Source organism: Brenneria roseae subsp. americana (assembly GCF_003115815.1).
Taxonomy (GTDB): domain Bacteria; phylum Pseudomonadota; class Gammaproteobacteria; order Enterobacterales; family Enterobacteriaceae; genus Brenneria; species Brenneria roseae.
This window is the reverse complement of record NZ_QDKJ01000003.1, coordinates 346,942-365,264: the sequence shown is the minus strand read 5'-3', so window position 1 is coordinate 365,264 and position 18,323 is coordinate 346,942. Positions and strand designations below refer to the sequence as shown.

Here is an 18,323-nt window from a genome sequence, read left to right as displayed (position 1 = left end):
ACCTTTTATTCAGTTAATCAGGTGATGCCAAAAAACCCTTTAAAATACTCATGCTCATGGTGTTAACATCTCATAAATCAAAGGTAATGAGGGCTTTTGGCACTGTGAGTTATTATTTGTCTAAAATAATTTTTATAAGGCAAATAAATTTGATAAAAAGTTTTATATTAATCTGATTGCTAACGAAGGTTTTATTTGCTGCGCTTATTACCCTTTTATTATTGTCTCGTGTTAAATCTTAACCCATCGGCGTTCCTGCGCTGAGTGGGCGATAGCCTCCAATACTTGAGAGACTCGTAACCCTTCTTCAAAATCGGGCCACATCTTGTCGCCGGCGGCAATACCGTTAATCAAATCCCTTATTTCGATAGTTTTTTGATCGTTGAAACCAAATCCATGACCGGCAGAGACGCAGAAGGGAGCATAGTCAGGATGAGAAGGTCCGACTAAAATAGTTTTGAAACCTTGTCTTTCCACCGGGTCGTCATGCCGATAGAGTTTTAATTCGGCCATTCTTTCCTGGGTGTAGGCAATTGAGCCCTTGGTTCCGGTTACCACATAAGTTAATCCCATTTTGCTGCCGCTGGCGATTCGTGAGGTTTCAATAACCCCCATGACGCCGGATTCAAAACGGATTAACGCACTTGCCTGGTCCTCATTTTCCACCTTAATCCGTTTAGTTGGATCGTGCGGATCGGGGCGTTCGGCAATAACGGTTGCCATATCGCCGGCAACTTCACTGATATTGCCGATAAGATAATGGGCCATATTAACGATATGCGCGGCAAGATCTCCCAACGCGCCTAAACCGGCTAATGCTTTTTTGCAATGCCAGTCAATGGGGGTCTGGGGACTGGCTAAATAATCTTCGTTATGAGTACCGTAAAAATGCACTATCTCGCCAATTTCGCCATTTTCAATAATTTGCCTGGCTAACTGTGCCGCCGGGTTTTTCATATAGTTAAAACCCACCAGCGTCTTGACGTTGGCCTTTTTGGCGGCGGCCACCATTTCACTGGCATCGGCAGTCGTCAGCGCCAACGGTTTTTCGCTATAGACATGTTTGCCATGCCTGATGGCTTCGAGGGCGACTTCTTTATGGAGAAAATTGGGAACACAAATATCGACGACGTCGATTTGCGGATCGCTGACCAACTGATGCCAGTCCGCCGTATAACGATTAAAACCAAAATCTTTTGCTTTTTTTTCTGCCAATTCTTCATTTATTTCCGCTAGCATTTCTTTCACTATTTTCCCTTTTAAAGGAAAAACAGTGGGTGCCTGTGCATAGGCGATGGCATGGCAACGTCCAATATAACCCGTACCGACTAGTCCAATTTTGATTTCTTTCATTAGCGGCTCTCCATATTTTTACTTAACCCGCAAAATGCATCACTGCGGGTAGCCAATAACCGCAAGGCAAAACAGGCCTTGCGGAGAAGTAATACATCATCAATGCGCGGCGCTCCGGCGCTAAAGGCCAGCGACCTCGCGAATGTAGCGTCTGGCTTTAACGGCATATTCAAAGGGATTGGCTTTGGCGGGATCTTGTTCTGCCTCCACTACGATCCATCCTTCGTAACCAAAATCTTCCAGCAGCTTAAACACCGGTTTGAAATCAATCACCCCGTCGCCCGGTACGGTAAAGGTCCCTTTTTTTACCCCGTCGAGGAAGCTCAGCTTATGGGCGCGAACCTCGGCCACGATCTCATCCCGCACATCTTTCAGATGGACGTGGTTAATGCGCGGCAGGTATTTTTCCAGAATTTGCAGCATCGCTTCCTGTGAACCTTCCGAGTAGTAGGCATGGCCGGTGTCATAGAGCAGGTAAACATCGTCATCCACCAGGTCCATGAAGCGATCGATTTCCTGGGCTGTCTGAATGCCGGTGCCCATATGGTGGTGCAGGCCGACGGTCATTCCTTTTTCAGCGGCGAGATCCGCTAACTCGTTATAGCCATCTGCCACCAGTCGCCATTCTTTATCGGTGAAGGTAGGACGGCCTTCCAGTACCGGCTTTGGCGTACCCTGGGTACTGCGCGACTGTTCGGAACAGCCGATGACTTTCGCTCCCATGGCATGAAGAAAGTCACGGTGAGTGATGAATTCATCGATGGTTTTGCCTTTTTGTTCGTCAGCAAAAAAAGTACTGAACCAGGCATTGCAGATTTGAATGCCGCGGATATCCAGCATCGGTTTAAGAACCTTGGGATCCCGTGGATATTTACTGCCCACTTCACTACCGGTAAAACCGGCCAGCGCCATTTCGCTGACCGTCTGCTGGAATGTATTTTCCTTTCCTAAATCGGGCATGTCGTCATTGGTCCAGCCGATGGGGGCAATGGCGAGTTTGACTTTGTTTTTGTCCATGATAAATACACCTCGAATAGAGCGAATATCCCACGCGCCTGCTCGCTGCGCGTAAACCGATTCATAGCATTCTTAGTTCTTATTAAAGAATATATCTTTCATAAGATTTTAATGCAGAAAAAATATTCCGTTATGAGATAAAGATCATATATTGAAGGCTATTTTTTGCATCCGATGCTGAATTTCCTCTTCCTTGCTCGGAGAGGATTGCAGATTGTTTTGTAATAAACGTATGTTTTATAAGTATATTATTTGATATATTTTGCCATGTTTTTATCTGTTTTATTCAGACTGGCATGAATAATTGTTAAAAAAATGACCAAAAATGATGCTGAATAATCAGTGTAATGCATTTTTCCATCAAAATTTTTTAAAAATTAAATTTTCTATTTAAATAATCATAAAATATTTATTTTGTTTATTCGTCATCTGAGCCCTTTGTAAGAGTATTGGTCGTCGGTGTTATCACTTCATCAGCAAGCTTTCGCGCTGTGATTAATTTGCGTTGCGCAGGATGATACCCAGACCCACCGCTATCCAAGACATGGATGGGACAGCGATACGATTGTTTGAAAAAAGCGTCGGGAATAAAGCGAAAACGCGGGTGCGCTATCAGTTGAACCACGGATGCCAATTGGGTTGGCGCCGCCGCTGTCGGAGATAGGGGGCGCTATGTTAGCCGGCGCCGCATCACCGGCGGTTTATGGGGACATAACCGCCGGGGTGCGGGCAGGCAATGCTCAGTATTGACGGGCTTTGCCGATATTCTCTGCCAGCATGCGAGCCACGGCCTGTATATCAGCGCTGGCGGATACCTGCGCGCCGCCGACCCGCCACCAGCTGAAATAACCGTGGATCATGGTCTTTGGCAGTACTTTGATATCAATCAGCGTCGAGACGGTCTGGCGTCTGGCGTCTTCCAGCGCATGATGTAACTCCTCCACCGTGGTGACCCGGTAGCTTTTACAACCGTAACCCTCGGCAATCCTGGCGAAATCCACCGGTACAAGGGCGCCGTCAAGCCGGGATGGCGATTTATCACGAAAACGGAATTCGGTGAAAAAACTTTGCATACCGTGTCCCAACTGGAGGTTGTTGATGCAGCCGTTGGTCATATTGTCGAACAGCACCACATTGATTTTGCAGCCTTCCTGAATAGAGGTAACCAGTTCGGAATGTGACATCATAAAAGCGCCGTCGCCCACCAGGGCATATACTTCCCGGGCCGGCTCGGCCATTTTAACGCCCAGCGCCGCGTTGACTTCATATCCCATACAAGAGTAGCCATACTCCACGTGATAACTCTGGGGGGAGGTTGTACGCCAGATGCGCTGCAAATCCCCCGGCAGGCTGCCCGACGCGGCGACAATCACCGCGTCTTCCGGGATGGTTTCATTGACGATGCCTAACACCCGGCTCTGGGTCAGCAGCGAACCGGTGATACGGTTGAATTCGGCAAAGACGGACTTGTGATCGAGGGTATCGTCGATTTCAGGCACAAAATCGTCGCCGGTGTAATTAATGGCATAAACGCGTTCCCGTTCCGTTTGCAATTGGTTACGCACCTCGGCTATACGATCTCCCCAGTCCGCGCACCAGTCTTCCGACGCCAGATATTGATTGAGGGAGCGCAACGCCTCGCGCGCGTCCGCGGTGACCTGGCAACCGTCGAGTTTGAAGGCGTCGAAACGATTGATGTTGAGATTCAGGAACGAAACCGCCGGATTCTGGAAGATCCATTTGGAAGAGGTGGTGAAATCGGTATAGCGGGTGCCGACGCCAATGATTAAATCCGCCTCTTTGGCCAGCAGGTTGGCGGCCAGAGTTCCGGTTTCGCCGATACCGCCGACATTCAGCGGATGGTCGGAAATCAACGTGCCTTTTCCTGCCTGGGTTTCAGCGAAGGGGATGCGATAACGTTCGGCAAAATCCCGCAGCATCTGTCCGGCGTCCGAGTATTGAACGCCGCCGCCGCAAATCAACAACGGTTTGCTTTTACGTAACAACAATTCTTTCGCTTCGTCCAACATCGCTGCCGTAGGTAGGCGTCGCTCGATGCGGTGTACCCGTTTTTGAAAGAAATAATCAGGATAGTCATAAGATTCGCCCTGGACGTCCTGCGGCAGGGACAGGGTGACCGCGCCGGTTTCCGCCGGGTCGGTCAGAACACGCAGAGCGCTGATGCAGGCGCTCATCAATTGTTCGGGGCGGGAAATCCGATCCCAATATTTGCTCACGGTGCGAAAAGCGTCGTTAGTGCTGATACTGAGGTCATAAGACTGTTCAATTTGCTGTAGCACCGGATCGGGCTGGCGGGTGGCGTAAACATCACCGGGCAGCAGCAGCAGGGGAATGCGGTTGGCGGTGGCGGTGGCCGCCGCCGTGATCATATTGGCGGCGCCGGGACCGACGGAAGAGGTGCAGGCGTATATTTGCCGGCGCAAAGACTGCTTGGCGTAGCCGATGGCCGCGTGGGCCATGCCTTGTTCGTTACGGCCCTGATGGATGTGCAGTTGTCCGCAATCCTGCTCCAACGCCTGCCCGAGTCCCAAGACATTACCATGACCGAAGATGGCAAAAATCCCTTTAATGAATTTGGTTTCGACGCCGTCAACCTCGACATATTGATTATCTAAAAAACGCACCAGCGCCTGTGCCACGGTTAATCTGATTTTGCTCATGTTTCCCTTCCATTGCCCCTGGTCTGAGGGAAGTCCCGCCGACCAGAATAACCGCCGGTCATAAAGGGATCCGTGAAAGACGTAGGGTTATGATGTTGTGACGAATCGGATGATGAAACCATAGCGCCATTATATGAACTTATTTGTTCGTAAAAAATCAAAAATAAAATATTAATTTCATTTATGGGATAAAGGTCAAATATTGGAAGTTCTGAAGCGGTCTTGACCAGGCCGCGTCTTTCGGGAGCGCAAGCTTGATGTACTTAATAAAATGACGAGATATTTTCAATAATAGGTTGATTTGAATTTTTCAATCGTAATAATCAAGATAAGCGCTTTTGCTGAAATTCACGGTGTGCCGTTTTCATGACAACTTCTTCTTCCCAACTCTCGTCATTGCAGGATGATATACGTAACCGCTACGATACGCTCAGTAAGCGATTGAAGCAGGTGGCGCGCTATATGCTGGACAATAGTACCAGTATCCCTTTCGATACGATTGCTTCCATTGCTGAAAAAGCCAATGTTCCCCCCTCGACGCTGATTCGTTTTGCCAACGCGTTTGGTTTTGACGGTTTCAATGAAATGAAACAGGTATTTCGTCAACATATCATGGAGGATACGGTCAGCTATACCGAACGCGCCCGGTTATTCCGTCAGACCGCTGGTAAAGAGGCCGATGCGCCGGAAACGCCGATGGAAATACTGAGCATGTTCAGCATGGTCAACAGTCTGGCGTTGCAGCAACTGCCGGGGCAGATCAAGGAAGAGGATTTATCCCGGGCGGTGCAACTCCTGGCGAATGCCAATACCATCTATGTTATCGGGTTGCGTCGCTCTTTCAGTCTCGCTTCTTATTTAACCTACGCCTTGCGGCATCTGGATCGTCGCGCTTTTCTGATCGACGGGTTGGGCGGTATGTTTTCCGAACAGCTAAGCATGGTACAGCCCGATGACGTGGTGATCGCCATCAGCTATTCGCCGTACGCTCAGGAAGTGGTGGAACTGGTCTCCATGGGGGCTAAAAGCGGCGCCAAGCAAATTGCCATTACCGATAGTCTGGTCAGTCCGCTGGCCGCATTCAGCGAAGTCTGCTTTGTGGTGCGCGAGGCGCAAGTGGACGGATTCCGTTCCCAGATCTCTTCCATGTGTCTGTCTCAGACGCTGATGCTGTCTCTGGCGATGCAAAGCGCCACCCACCTGTCCGACGATACGCAAAAAGCCAGCTGATGCCCCGCATGGATCCCGGATTGATAAGCAGCGCCCTTTAGGGGCGCTTCAGGCTGATGACCCTCTTCCTGCTTATTTTTTACGCCGGGTAACGGCAAAACCTGTCAGAGCTATGGTTTTCTGGGATACTCCGCTGAGTTGATCCAGGCATGATCCTTTTCCCAGGTGAACTGCCATTTCCGTACCGGACCGGCCATAACATTAAGATAATAGCTGTCGTAACCGGCGATGGCGGCCACCGGATGGTAGCCACGCGGGACTTTTACCACATCGCGATCGTACACCGGCAAGCATTCGTCAAGTGAGCGGTCATCGGTGTAAACCCGTTGCAGGCAAAACCCCTGCGCAGGGTCGAGGCGATGATAATAGGTCTCTTCCAGATAGGTTTCATGCGCCGAATTTTCCGTATCATGTTTATGGCTGGGGTAGGAGCTGGTATCACCTTCCGCGGTAAAGACCTCTACCACCAACAGGCTATCCGCCGGGTCGTTTTCCGGCAGAATATTATGAACCAGCCGTTTATTGCGTCCCTTACCCCGTTGTTCCACCCCGACATCGTCCGGGGCGATCAGCCGCGCCGGTAACTCGCCGTTGCCGGGCGCCCGGCAAACCGCGAGTTCCAAATCGGTTTGCGCGATGATATGCGCCTGGTCGTGGTGAGGTACATAAACTGAATAGGGCGGTATGCGTTCAAAAGGACTCATGCGTTTGCCGATATCGCGGAATTCGGCATGGCGGGTGGTGATGGTGGCCACACCTGCCACCAGTACCAGACAAAGCTCCTGGTCGCCGCTGTCGAGATCCAACGTTTGTCCTTGTTTAAGCAGATAGGCATCAAAACCGACATAACGCCAGCCGGCATTGGCCGGGGTAATGTGCTGGATACGTCCGCTGGCGTCTCCTGCATGGTACTTTGATAATAATGTGGTCACATAATCCTCCTGTCCAAATCAACGCTACCGCCCCGACGTCCTGGTTACGGCCCGACTAAGGCGAATGAGGGATCGTGGCTAACGGTGTCGAAATTTTTATCACCATATCCTTATGGAATAAATATTTCAAATTAGTTGTTATGAAATTTTAATTTAATGAGAAGCGTCGCACAATTCTGGCGGATAACCAGAAGTGAAGGAAAAAGGGAAGGGACGGATATCGCAATTCTCATGCCGTTTCGCAAACGGGGCCGTCAAATGACGGCCCCGTAACGCTTAATCAAAATCAATAATGCCGATTAGATCGTGCCGTCCCAGGAATCCACTTTTTCACGTTTACGCTCTTCCTCGTCAAACCAGCGGCTGGTGACGCACTTGGTTTCGGTATAAAAGCGCATGCCGTCTTTGCCCAGACAGTGAAGATCGCCAAAGAATGAGTTCTTATGGCCCGAGAAGGGGAATACGCCGACCGGTACCGGAATACCCACATTGATGCCCACCATGCCGCCGTGGGTCCGTTTCTGGAATTCCCGGGCATAATGGCCGTTCTGCGTGAAGATCACCGAACCATTGGCGAGCGGATTCCGGTTCATCACGCGCAGGCCTTCTTCAAAATCTTTCACCCGTTTGAAACAGAGAACCGGTCCGAAAATTTCCTCGGTGCCAATGCTCATCTCCTCGGTTACACGATCGAACAGCGTCGGACCGACATAATAACCGTTCTCAAACCCTTCCACTTTATAGCCGCGGCCGTCCAGCACCAGTTCGGCGCCTTCTTCGATCCCCTTGGTTATCCAATTTTCCACCGATTTTTTATGTTCGGCGGAGATAACCGGCCCCATATCCGTCTCTTTGCGGTAGCCCGGCCCCACCTTCAGCGCTTGCGCTTTTTCCAGGACGGCCGCAATCAGCCGATCGGCGATCTCTTCCTGGACCACGATCACCGGCAATGCCATACAACGTTCTCCCGCACAGCCGAAGGCGGCATTGATAATGCCCGCCGCGGTACGGGAAATGGGCGCGTCCGCCAGCACCAACGCATGATTTTTAGCTTCGCACAGCGCCTGGACGCGTTTACCGTGCGCCGCCGCTTTGGAGTAGACATGCAGACCCACCGAGGTCGAGCCGACAAAAGAGACGCCGTTGACATCTGGGTGGGTAAGGAACAAATCGGCCTCATTGCGCGAGCAGGTCACAATATTAATGACGCCGTCGGGCACGCCGGCTTCCTGGTAGAGCTTGGCGATTTCCATACAGGTAATCGGCGTCATGCTGGCCGCTTTAATTACTATGGTATTGCCGGAAGCGATACACAGCGGGGCCATCCAGCCCATAGGGATCATGGCGGGAAAATTGAACGGCACGATACCGGCGAATACGCCAATCGGTTCACGATACAGGGTGGTATCAATTCCCGCTGAGGCGTCCATGAGGCTTTCACCGGCTAATAATGTCGGAATAGAACAGGCCAGTTCAGTTCCCTCTTTGGCCTTCAGCACGTCTCCCTGGGCATCGCCCCAGGCTTTGCCGTTTTCTTTGGCGACCAGCTCCGTCAGGCGCTCCTCATGCTTAATCAGCAATTCGCGAACCTGGAACATGATTTGCGCACGTTTGATCGCCGGCGTATTCGACCAGCCCGGGAACGCTTTACGGGCGGCGGCAATGGCGGTTTTCACTTCATCCTCGGTGCAGCAGGGCGCCTTGGCGATAATTTCGCCGGTACTGGGGTTATGCACGTCCATAAAGCGGGTAGTTTTGGAATCGAGCCAGCGGCCGTCGACCAAATACTGCAATGTTTTCACTGTAGACATATCCATTCACTCCATCATTAGTAAAGCTCTCTTTCGTTTGTCAGGCGTCGTCATGCCCAACGGCTTATACCTTGGCTGCCATGCAGTCCTGCTGCTTATTTAAAAATCATTTCCCTCTATTTTTTGTCCGGCTAACCAACGGATCTGGCTGACCTTTTTATCGGTTTTGTTTTTTTGCCGGTCGGCAGGACGCCGTCATTACTGCCAATGGTGCCTTTTGGCGAACGGGCAACCGGGCGCCGCGTTCAGGCAGAGGTATCGCGGGCTACTGACGGCATTATAGGGTTGTAATGTTTTATAAAAACCAATTTTAGAATAAAAATTCTATTTGTGGGAGGTTGATCAAAAAAAATGAAATTTCCATTCCCTGACGCGTTCCAGTGAATGGAAAAAACGTGATTTTTTATAAAATAGTCATATTAAACATGATATTAAAATGAGTTAGCGTGTTTATTTATATTGAACTGCACGATTACTGTTTTTTTTAATAACGCTGAATATCATCAGGTTATAATGAAATGGTCACATAGAGGCTATCAGCACCCTACATTTTGTGAGGGGGGTTTGTTTTAACATGATTGAAAATGAAATTTTTATTCCTCATAATGTTCCCAAGCTTTTTATTGATAAGGGGACTACACATTATGGGTACAGCGCAGCAGCAAAAGACGCTTGATGTCATTTGCATCGGGCGCATCGCGCTCGATTTGTACGGACAACAAATCGGCTCCCGACTGGAAGATATGACTACCTTTGCCAAATACCTGGGCGGATCGTCGGGAAATGTCGCTTATGGCACGGCGGTCCAGGGCCTGAAGTCCGGCATGCTGGCGCGGGTGGGCGACGAGCATATGGGCCGTTTCCTGCGCGAGGAATTACAGCGCGCCGGCGTGGACACCCGTTATCTTATTACCGACAAAAAGCGGCTGACGGCGCTGGTGATTTTAGGCGTAAAAGATCAGGAGACGTTTCCGTTAATTTTCTATCGTGATAACTGCGCGGATATGGCGCTGAGCCCCGATGATATAAACGAGGACTACATCGCTTCCAGCCGGGCGGTGGCGATAACCGGCACCCATCTTTCCCATCCCAATACCCGCGCCGCGGTGCTCAAAGCGCTGGAGTACGCTCAGCGTCACGGTCTGCGCCGGGCGCTGGATATCGATTACCGGCCGGTACTCTGGGGCCTCACCGCCCTTGGGGACGGCGAGACCCGTTTTATCCCTTCCGAGCGTGTTACCCGTGAATTACAGGAAGTGCTGCACCATTTCGATTTGATTGTCGGTACCGAAGAAGAATTTCATATTGCCGGCGGCAGCACCGATACGCTGACGGCGCTGCGCAATGTCCGTCAGGTTAGTCAGGCGACCCTGGTTTGCAAACGGGGAGCGCAGGGATGTTCGGTATTTGAAGGCGAGATCCCGGCCGGTTGGGATGCGGTGGCGCTCTACAGCGGTGTCCGGGTGGAGGTGCTGAATGTGCTGGGGGCGGGAGACGCCTTTATGTCCGGTCTGTTGCGCGGTTATCTCAACGATGAGGGTTGGGAACAAGCCTGCCGTTACGCCAATGCCTGCGGCGCGCTGGTGGTGTCCCGCCACGGCTGTGCGCCGGCGATGCCGACTCGTCTTGAACTGGACGACTATCTGTTGCGTGAGAAATCGGTGCCGCGACCGGATAAAGATGTGCAGTTAAATCATCTGCACCGTGTGACCACCCGCAAGCAGCAGTGGCCCGAGCTATGCGTATTTGCATTTGATCACCGCAAGCAATTGATGGACATGGCCCATGCCGCCGGGCGGGACGAGAACGATATCCGCCAACTGAAACTGTTGCTGTTGCAGGGGGCTCAAGCCGCTGCCGCCGAGGCAGAGTTGAGCGATAATAGCGGTATCCTGGCGGACACGACATACGGCCAGGCTGCCCTTAACGATATCACCGGCCAGGGATGGTGGATAGGACGCCCGATAGAGTTGCCGGGGTCGCGGCCATTGCGTCTGGAACATGGCGACATCGGCTCGCAACTGGTGAGCTGGCCGCTGGAACACGTGGTGAAATGCCTGGTGTTTTATCATCCCAGGGATAGCGAGGCGATGCGGCTGGAGCAGGAGGCGCTAATCTCCGAGGTATATCATGCCTGCTGCCAGTCCGGTCACGAACTGTTGCTGGAAGTGATTTTGCCGAATGACAATCCGGATCGGGACGAAAGTCACTACGGACAGATCCTGTCGCGCTTTTATGCGCTGGGGATCCTACCGGACTGGTGGAAGCTGCCGCCGCTTTCACCGGCGGGCTGGCGGGATATCGGCCAGATCATCGAACGTCATGACAGCCACTGCCGTGGGGTGCTGATCCTGGGGCTGGATGCGCCGGAAGCCACCCTGAAAGCGGGTTTCGCGGCGGCGGCGGACGCACCGTGGGTGAAAGGATTCGCGGTGGGGAGGACGATTTTTGGCGAACCGGCGACTAAGTGGTTCAGGGGCGAGCTGGATGATGCTCAAGTGGTAGAGGAAGTGAAACAGAATTTCCTCAGGCTTATCGGTTACTGGCGAACTTATCGTCCCGCAAATCGCTGAAAACGACCGTAACGACATGTCTTTGCGCGGGGGAAATGGCCGTCCCGCGCAATTGTCCGCTACGATGCCGGGTCCCTCTTTCACCCCGGCGCATTTGCCTTTAGCCGCTTGTTTCGAATAGTTTGATCTCGTTCTCAAAATAAAATTATTTTTCCATAAAGTAATTTTATGAAATTTTAACGCGTATATACTCATTTCATACTTCAATTCGGGACAGGGCTGGACCTCGATCTGGTACTGGAACCAATGTTGGATGGTGATCCACACTGGCCGCCGGCATCAGTGCTGTTAAAGGTGAAAGTTCTACCGAAAATAATGATTCACGGTTATTTCAATTGATTGAATGTCGGCGGTATTAAGGTTTCTGATTCCGGGCGTATTCAGGTCGGGTATGTTGACTGTCTGGCGAATATGGAACGATGAAATTGTGGAGTCAGAATAATCATACTTTTATGGAATTAATTTTTTATTGTGAGGATCATCATGTTGAAAATTGCATTATTAGGAGCAGGCCGTATCGCCAAGATCCATGCTAATAATATCCATGCTCATCCTGATTCAATGCTGTATTCCGTTTCAGATATCAGCACCGAAGCTGCCCGGTCTTTGGCCAGCCAATATCAGGCCAGGGTTCTCTCTGTCCAGGAAGCGATAAACCATCCTGAAGTGGATATTGTATTAGTCGCGACATCGACGGAAACCCATGCCGAGTTCTCTTTGCTGGCGGCTAAAGCCGGTAAGGCGATTTTCTGTGAAAAACCCATTGATTTGAACATTGATCGTGTGAAAGCGTGCGTGGCTGAAATCAACCGGCTCGGTGTGCCTTTCATGATCGGTTTCAACCGCCGTTTCGATCCGAATCATGCACATCTGCATCGTGCTTTACGTGCGGGCGAAATCGGTGAGCTGGAACATCTGCAAATCAGTTCCCGGGATCCGTCCCCGGTACCTGATGATTATCTGGTGGCATCCGGCGGGATGTTCAGGGATATGACCATCCATGATTTTGACATGGCGAGATTCCAGCTTGGCGAAGAGCCAGTCTCCGTCTCGGCAATCGCATCCGCGCTGGTCAGTCCCGCGGTAAAAGCGGCGGGTGATATCGATACGGCAGTCATCACATTGCAAACCGCCTCAGGAAAGATTGCGGTGATCAATAATAGCCGACGCTCAGGTTACGGCTATGACCAGCGGATTGAAGCCCATGGACAGAAGGGAGCTTTGCGCGTTGATAACGTCCCCACGACGACATTAGTTAAACTCACCGAAGAAGGCGGCGTACAGGCGCAGAAACCTTTGCACTTTTTCCTTGAGCGCTATCACGATGCATTCAGGGAAGAGTGGGATGCATTCATTACCGCCGTCAAGAGCAAAACACCGGTTCCCACCACAGCCAGCGATGGTTTGAAAGCATTAATGCTTGCCGAGGCGGCGATCGAGTCACTGAGAACGCAGAAGGTCGTTAACGTCTCATTAGAAGGGGTTTAACATGAGATGAGGTTTGACCCGAATCGAATTTGCGAGGGGGAAATAGCTGTCGATATTTTGTGAATTCATGCCCCTTCGCAGATTGCGAGGTATTTTGCTAACCCGTCGAAATGAAAAACGTCACGGAACCCGGTGGCGTTCCATCGCGTTGAATTTGGCTCTCTGGCCGGACGAGATACTCCAAAGAGCCTGATTTTATCCGCCCGGTTAGCTTTTTTCCTGCTCAGCCGCCGGTGCGCGTGGCGCTCCATTGCGTTCCGTCATCCGCCGTTCCTTTCATCGTGTCGCCGTCAACCTGGCCGGTGTATTGTCTGTCACCCACGTTGAAGGTAATACCGGCGCCGTTAAGCCGGGCATCGCTGATTGGCGTCGAATTTTCGCCACGGCGCAACGTGCCTGACAGCATCTGGAAAGACTGCGTGAGGGCCAGGTCGCCATTGTCCAGGCGCCAGGTTCCTTCAACGTTGGCCGGAATAATCCATTTGTGCGCCTGGCAAAAGCTGGAACACCCCTCTTGCACTGCGGCCGTCTCATCGGGCAGCCAGTCTTCCATCATAAATGAGTTGGAGACCACCCGCGTGCCCGGCTTCATCGCCAGCAGCGTTGGACGTAGCCTGAGATTAAGCTCCGGCAGCAGAAAGAGCGTCACCACCGTGGCGTCGGAGAAGTCCGATTCAAAGATATCGGCCTGTTCGAAGGTGGCGCGTTCGGCCACGCCCTCGTTCGCCGCGGCACGTTTCGATAGCTCAACCAGGTCGGGATTGTACTCAATGCCGTGCGCACGAGTGCCGAGCTTGGCCGCCGAGATGACGGTTCTGCCATCACCCGAGCCCAGATCGACAAGATAGTCGTCCGGCGTTAATTCAGCCATCCTGAACATCATATCAATCAGCGCCTGATCGGTCGGCACCCAGACGACATCCTTGCCCGCCTGACCAACTTGTGGTTTGTATTCGTTATCAGCAACGGGTGAGGGCGCAGCAGCCCAGGCGGTATTCAACATTATCGCGCACAGGGCGGCGGCGAGAAGAGAAGTAAAAGAGGTTGTCATTGTGAGTCTCCTGGTTGAGGATTGTCATTAGAACAAGTCAACGCCCGCACGGCATCTTGCCGTTCAACGTCATCTTCGTCATCTTTTTTGCAGAAGAAAAGAATCGGCATGCCCGCCGCGAGCACCGCCAGGCCAATCAGGGCGGCCACGCCGGTGTAGGTAATGCTGGAGTACAGCATGTACAGGCAAGTGATGCAGAAAATGAGAGGAGTAATAGGATAAAGCGGTACTTTATAGTGCAGCACGCGTTCCGGCCTGCGCCAGCGAAGTACGAATACGGCAATGCCGGTCAGCAGAAAAAAGCCCCAGAATACCGGCGCGGTGTAATCCACCATGGCTTTGAAACCCTCCCGGGTGATAGCGCCAACCAGAATCAATACCAACGCCACGATGCTTTGCATGATCAATCCGTTGGCCGGCGTTTTGCCCCGTCCGTTCCATACGCCGACCCAGGGCGCCAGCGTCAAATCACGCGCCATCGCGTAAAAGCCGCGGGCCCCGGTGAATATTGTGGCATTGAGCGTCGAGATGGCGGCGATCACAATCGCCAGGCTGACCACAAGCTCTCCTGAGGGGCCGGCAACCAGACGCATCATGTCTGCCGCCACGGTATCCGATCCGCGCAGCCCTTCAAGCCCGAGTATTGAGAGCAATGCCAGGTTGGTCAGCACATACAAGGTCACCAGCACCGTGGTGCCGAGAAGTAGCACCTTGGCAATGTTGTGTGGCGCATCCTTGAGTTCGCCCGTAAGATAGGCCGCTTCGTTCCAGCCGCCATAAGTGAGCAGGACGAAGATCATTGCCATACCCAACGCGCCCGCCTCCGGCGGTATGGAAGGTGGATTGACGGGCGCCGGTTCGGCTGAACCGAATAATCCGAACAGGATTATCAAAACCACCGCGCCAATCTCAATCAATGTCACCACGATCTGTAGATTTTTACCTTCAATCGTACTGACAATATTGACCGCGGTTAGCATGATTACCGCCACGGCGGCATAGATTTCCGGCCCATAGGGACCAATAGGAACCATCTGCGCGACATAGTCGCCGAGCACGAACGCGACGGCGGCTATTGCGCCAGTTTGAATCACCGTACAACGCGCCCAGCCAAACATCATGGCAACAGGTTTGCCATAAGCCCTTGACAAAAAATGATATTCTCCCCCCGCATGAGGGTGGGCTGCGGATAGCTCGGCGTAACAGAATGCGCCAATAAGCGTTACCAGCCCCCCGGCTACCCATACCAAAATAAACATCAGCTCGCTGCCGACATTGCCAGCCACCAGCGATGGTGTACGGAAAATGCCGATGCCGACCACCAGACCGACCATGATTGTTACCGCGTCAAACACCGATAGCAGGGATTGGGGACCCGCTCGACTTTCCTGGGACATTATTCAACTCCTCATGTTATTTACCTCGTTGATGAACAGACTTGAGTATCTGAGCTTCATACCCGGATATGACGAGTGATTTTTACGCAACGGTTCCCCATGTTCCCCATGTACTTATCGGCTCTGAATACTATGGGTACTGAAGCAGTCGTATCGATCTGCTTGATTTCCATTGGGAAAAACAGGACGTTGCATTAATTGCATCAGTAGCTTCATCCCTATATTGAAATCTGTTTATTTTCTGGGATAAAGCAGGCTATTGGCATTCGTTTTCTTCTTTGAAAACGGTGTCCAGAGACAGGAGCTTTTCTAATCAACACACCGGCCGTTGTGAGGTTTGCGAATAATATATTTATTCATTGTTATCGCCCCGTTTGACTAAGAAAAAACATGATGGCGCTACTTTATAATATTAATCTTGTCATTATGCTGACAGCGGGCTGACATGACTGTCAGAAATTGCTATTGACTGGCGGATCATTCAGGGCAGAACTGGCGGCAGCGCTTCGTTCTGTGGTCACAATGTTCGCGGCGCCTGCTGCGGGAACCATCGCCAGTGAAAAGCCAAAGGTATTGATTCCGTCCCGGCTGCTGGCAAAAACCTCACCGTGATGCATCAGCGCCACCGCACGTACAATGGATAACCCCAAACCATGGTGTACATCGCTGCGCGTACGGGAGGAGTCCGACCGATAGAAGCGCTCGAACAGGCGCGCCAGATGTTCTTCAACGATGGGTTCTCCCTCGTTGGCCACGGCGATATGGGCAAAGCCCCGCTCTTGTTTGAGCAGGATAGTTACATTGCTCTCAGGGAAGGCATGCCGGGCGCTGTTTTCCAGCAGATTGGCCAGCGAACGGTGAAACAGCCGACGATCGATGCGCGCGCGCACTTCGCCGTTAATCTGGATGGTCAGCGATTTCTCTGCAAACGAGGGCTCCACGTACTCTACCGTCTTGAGGCTTTCCTCACGCAGCGACACTTCGCTCAGTTGCGTGGCGTACTGGCCGGCCTGGGCATGGGACAAGAACAGCATATCATTGACGATGGAAGCCATGCGCTCAAGTTCTTCCAGATTGGATTGCAGCAGTTCCTCCAGTTCGTGCAGGCCGCGCTCCCGCGACAACCCCAGTTGGGTCTGGCCGATCAGGTTGGTCAGCGGGGTGCGGAGTTCGTGGGCCACATCCGCATTAAAACTCTCCAACTGGCGCCAGGCTACCGCCTGACGGACCAATACGCCGTTAAACGACTCCGCCAGCTGTTGCAGTTCGGCCGGCAGCGCGGCGGTGTCCAGACGTTGGTCGTGGTTCCCCGGCGACAGGTTCTGCGCCTGCCGACTCAGGCTGTTGATGGGTTTCATGCCGATGCGCGTGATGGCGAACCCCAGCAGCGCCACCAGCAACACGCCCAGGACGGTGATCACAATCAGCGCACGGGTAAATTCCGCCAGCGTGCCCAGATAAGGAGCGGAATCAATCGCCACCACGTAGCGCAGGGCAGGGCGATCGCCCTGCGCCGGGATGATGGTCGTCAACAGATAAAGGCTGGTGCCGTCCTTGCCCGAGGCCATGGAATAACCATTGACCAACCGTTCCCAGGAGATACCTTCAGGGGAGTGTCCGCCAACCTGATATAGCGGAGTGTCGCTCAGCAGCCAGTATTTTACTTTGCCGCCTTCGGCGGTGGTCAGATTGCTAAACTTGCTGCGGACCATTTGCCAATCATTCTGCGAAGTGAGCGACTTCAGATAAGGCGTCATCAATGATTGGCGGAACTGGAGTTCATTATGCACTTGGTTGATCAGTGATTCATTCAACGAATGGCGCAGCAACAGGGCATACGCTGAAACAATCATGACAGCGCCCAGGGCGAACATCAGCGCCAGTCGTCCGGAAATGGATAGTTTCATGAGGTCGGGCTCCGCTGTTCTATCTGGGAGCTCGATCGGTTTTCAAGCACATATCCCATGCCCCGTACCGTATGCAGCAACTTAACCTCGAAGGGCGCATCCACTTTGGCACGCAATCGCTTGATAGCCACCTCCACCACATTGGCGTCGCTGTCGAAGTTCATATCCCAGACCTGCTCGGCAATCATCATTTTGGATAAAATTTCTCCCTGATGACGCGCCAGAAGGCTCAGCAGCGAGAACTCCTTGGCCGTCAGCTCAAGGCGTTCGCCGCCGCGCGTGACCCGGCGCGCCAGCAGATCGACATGCAGATCGTCAATCTGGAGTTGCGTCACGTCGGCGCCGTCGCTTGGCCGGCGGCGCAGCAGTGCCTGGATGCGCGCCACCAGCTCAATCAGGGAAAAGGGTTTCGGCAAGTAGTCGTCGGCGCCGCGACGCAGCCCCTTGACGCGTTCATCCACCGAGCCGCGAGCCGACAATATCAGCACCGGCGTCTGTTTATTGATACGCAGCCCTTCCAACACGCTGTAGCCGTCCTGGCCCGGCAGCATCACGTCCAGGATCACCGCGTCATACTCGTACTGTACCGCCAGATGTAACCCTTCCACGCCGTCACTCGCGACATCCACCGTAAAGCCCAGTTCGCTCAGCGCGCGATTGATATAGGACGAGGTTTTTTCTTCATCCTCCACCAGTAGTAATCGCATGTTATCTGATCTCCATCAGGCTCTCCCCGGCCCGCCATTCACGCCCTCTGTCAGTGTAGCCGCTAATCACCAACGCCAGGCTGACATTTTCCTGACATTCCTGTCAGAAAACATCCCTGCCGGGCCGTGAGCTGACATGAATGAGATCTGCGTCATGATTGCCTGGTGGATAAAGA

12 protein-coding genes are annotated in these 18,323 nt (G+C 52.4%); 3 read left to right on the top strand and 9 right to left on the bottom strand.

Annotated elements, in window-relative coordinates:
• Nucleotides 1-231: 231 nt before the first annotated feature.
• From B4923_RS05680 to iolD, 3 genes are all read right to left on the bottom strand, one after another.
• On the bottom strand, nucleotides 232-1,353 hold the full coding sequence (locus tag B4923_RS05680) for a Gfo/Idh/MocA family protein (RefSeq protein ID WP_109053380.1): 1,122 nt from the start codon (nucleotides 1,351-1,353) through the stop codon (nucleotides 232-234).
• Nucleotides 1,354-1,473: 120 nt separating this feature from the next.
• Nucleotides 1,474-2,370, bottom strand: a complete 897-nt coding sequence (iolE, locus tag B4923_RS05675) for a myo-inosose-2 dehydratase (protein ID WP_109053379.1) — start codon at nucleotides 2,368-2,370, stop codon at nucleotides 1,474-1,476.
• A 740-nt stretch (nucleotides 2,371-3,110) separates the two neighbouring features.
• On the bottom strand, nucleotides 3,111-5,051 hold the full coding sequence (gene iolD, locus B4923_RS05670) for a 3D-(3,5/4)-trihydroxycyclohexane-1,2-dione acylhydrolase (decyclizing) (RefSeq protein WP_109053378.1): 1,941 nt from the start codon (nucleotides 5,049-5,051) through the stop codon (nucleotides 3,111-3,113).
• Nucleotides 5,052-5,417: 366 nt separating this feature from the next.
• Between iolD and B4923_RS05665 the strand changes: the two genes are divergently transcribed.
• Entirely contained in the window at nucleotides 5,418-6,281 is an 864-nt protein-coding gene (locus B4923_RS05665) for a MurR/RpiR family transcriptional regulator (RefSeq protein WP_109053377.1), read from the top strand.
• Between the two features lie 110 nt (nucleotides 6,282-6,391).
• On the opposite strand, the gene iolB is transcribed toward B4923_RS05665, so the two are convergent.
• Both iolB and B4923_RS05655 read right to left on the bottom strand, forming a co-directional pair.
• The gene (gene iolB / locus B4923_RS05660) at nucleotides 6,392-7,213 is read right to left on the bottom strand and encodes a 5-deoxy-glucuronate isomerase (RefSeq protein ID WP_109053376.1); all 822 of its coding nucleotides are present in this window, start codon (nucleotides 7,211-7,213) and stop codon (nucleotides 6,392-6,394) included.
• Nucleotides 7,214-7,512: 299 nt separating this feature from the next.
• On the bottom strand, nucleotides 7,513-9,024 hold the full coding sequence (locus B4923_RS05655) for a CoA-acylating methylmalonate-semialdehyde dehydrogenase (RefSeq protein WP_109053444.1): 1,512 nt from the start codon (nucleotides 9,022-9,024) through the stop codon (nucleotides 7,513-7,515).
• Between the two features lie 644 nt (nucleotides 9,025-9,668).
• Here B4923_RS05655 and B4923_RS05650 point away from each other — a divergent pair.
• Together B4923_RS05650 and iolG are read left to right on the top strand one after the other, a co-directional pair.
• Nucleotides 9,669-11,597, top strand: coding sequence for a bifunctional 5-dehydro-2-deoxygluconokinase/5-dehydro-2-deoxyphosphogluconate aldolase (locus B4923_RS05650; RefSeq protein WP_109053375.1), 1,929 nt, complete (start codon nucleotides 9,669-9,671; stop codon nucleotides 11,595-11,597).
• Nucleotides 11,598-12,080: 483 nt separating this feature from the next.
• A complete protein-coding gene (iolG, locus tag B4923_RS05645) occupies nucleotides 12,081-13,085 on the top strand; it encodes an inositol 2-dehydrogenase (protein ID WP_109053374.1) in 1,005 nt (334 codons plus the stop codon).
• Nucleotides 13,086-13,308: 223 nt separating this feature from the next.
• On the opposite strand, the gene B4923_RS05640 is transcribed toward iolG, so the two are convergent.
• The 4 genes from B4923_RS05640 to B4923_RS05625 all read right to left on the bottom strand — a co-directional run bounded on the left by B4923_RS05640 (nucleotide 13,309) and on the right by B4923_RS05625 (nucleotide 18,147).
• Nucleotides 13,309-14,136 carry an SAM-dependent methyltransferase gene (locus B4923_RS05640; protein WP_109053373.1) on the bottom strand — a complete coding sequence of 276 codons (828 nt, stop codon included), beginning with the start codon at nucleotides 14,134-14,136 and terminating at the stop codon, nucleotides 13,309-13,311.
• Nucleotides 14,133-15,533: an APC family permease gene (locus tag B4923_RS05635; RefSeq protein ID WP_109053372.1), complete on the bottom strand. Its 1,401-nt coding sequence runs from the start codon at nucleotides 15,531-15,533 to the stop codon at nucleotides 14,133-14,135. The genes B4923_RS05640 and B4923_RS05635 overlap by 4 nt, the downstream gene beginning before the upstream one ends.
• Nucleotides 15,534-15,985: 452 nt before the next feature.
• A complete protein-coding gene (locus tag B4923_RS05630) occupies nucleotides 15,986-17,440 on the bottom strand; it encodes a heavy metal sensor histidine kinase (protein WP_109053371.1) in 1,455 nt (484 codons plus the stop codon).
• Nucleotides 17,437-18,147 (bottom strand): heavy metal response regulator transcription factor, encoded by a 711-nt coding sequence (locus B4923_RS05625; protein WP_109053370.1) that lies wholly within the window; start codon nucleotides 18,145-18,147, stop codon nucleotides 17,437-17,439. Before B4923_RS05625 ends, B4923_RS05630 begins: the two co-directional genes overlap by 4 nt.
• Nucleotides 18,148-18,323: the final 176 nt, after the last annotated feature.

What these genes read in the sequence shown, in the direction of transcription:
- B4923_RS05680 (WP_109053380.1), bottom strand. Translation starts at nt 1,353, where the DNA reads ATGAAAGAAATCAAAATTGGACTAGTCGGTACGGGTTATATTGGACGT.
- iolE (WP_109053379.1), bottom strand. Translation starts at nt 2,370, where the DNA reads ATGGACAAAAACAAAGTCAAACTCGCCATTGCCCCCATCGGCTGGACC.
- iolD (WP_109053378.1), bottom strand. Translation starts at nt 5,051, where the DNA reads ATGAGCAAAATCAGATTAACCGTGGCACAGGCGCTGGTGCGTTTTTTA.
- B4923_RS05665 (WP_109053377.1), top strand. Translation starts at nt 5,418, where the DNA reads ATGACAACTTCTTCTTCCCAACTCTCGTCATTGCAGGATGATATACGT.
- B4923_RS05655 (WP_109053444.1), bottom strand. Translation starts at nt 9,024, where the DNA reads ATGTCTACAGTGAAAACATTGCAGTATTTGGTCGACGGCCGCTGGCTC.
- B4923_RS05650 (WP_109053375.1), top strand. Translation starts at nt 9,669, where the DNA reads ATGGGTACAGCGCAGCAGCAAAAGACGCTTGATGTCATTTGCATCGGG.
- iolG (WP_109053374.1), top strand. Translation starts at nt 12,081, where the DNA reads ATGTTGAAAATTGCATTATTAGGAGCAGGCCGTATCGCCAAGATCCAT.
- B4923_RS05640 (WP_109053373.1), bottom strand. Translation starts at nt 14,136, where the DNA reads ATGACAACCTCTTTTACTTCTCTTCTCGCCGCCGCCCTGTGCGCGATA.
- B4923_RS05635 (WP_109053372.1), bottom strand. Translation starts at nt 15,533, where the DNA reads ATGTCCCAGGAAAGTCGAGCGGGTCCCCAATCCCTGCTATCGGTGTTT.
- B4923_RS05630 (WP_109053371.1), bottom strand. Translation starts at nt 17,440, where the DNA reads ATGAAACTATCCATTTCCGGACGACTGGCGCTGATGTTCGCCCTGGGC.
- B4923_RS05625 (WP_109053370.1), bottom strand. Translation starts at nt 18,147, where the DNA reads ATGCGATTACTACTGGTGGAGGATGAAGAAAAAACCTCGTCCTATATC.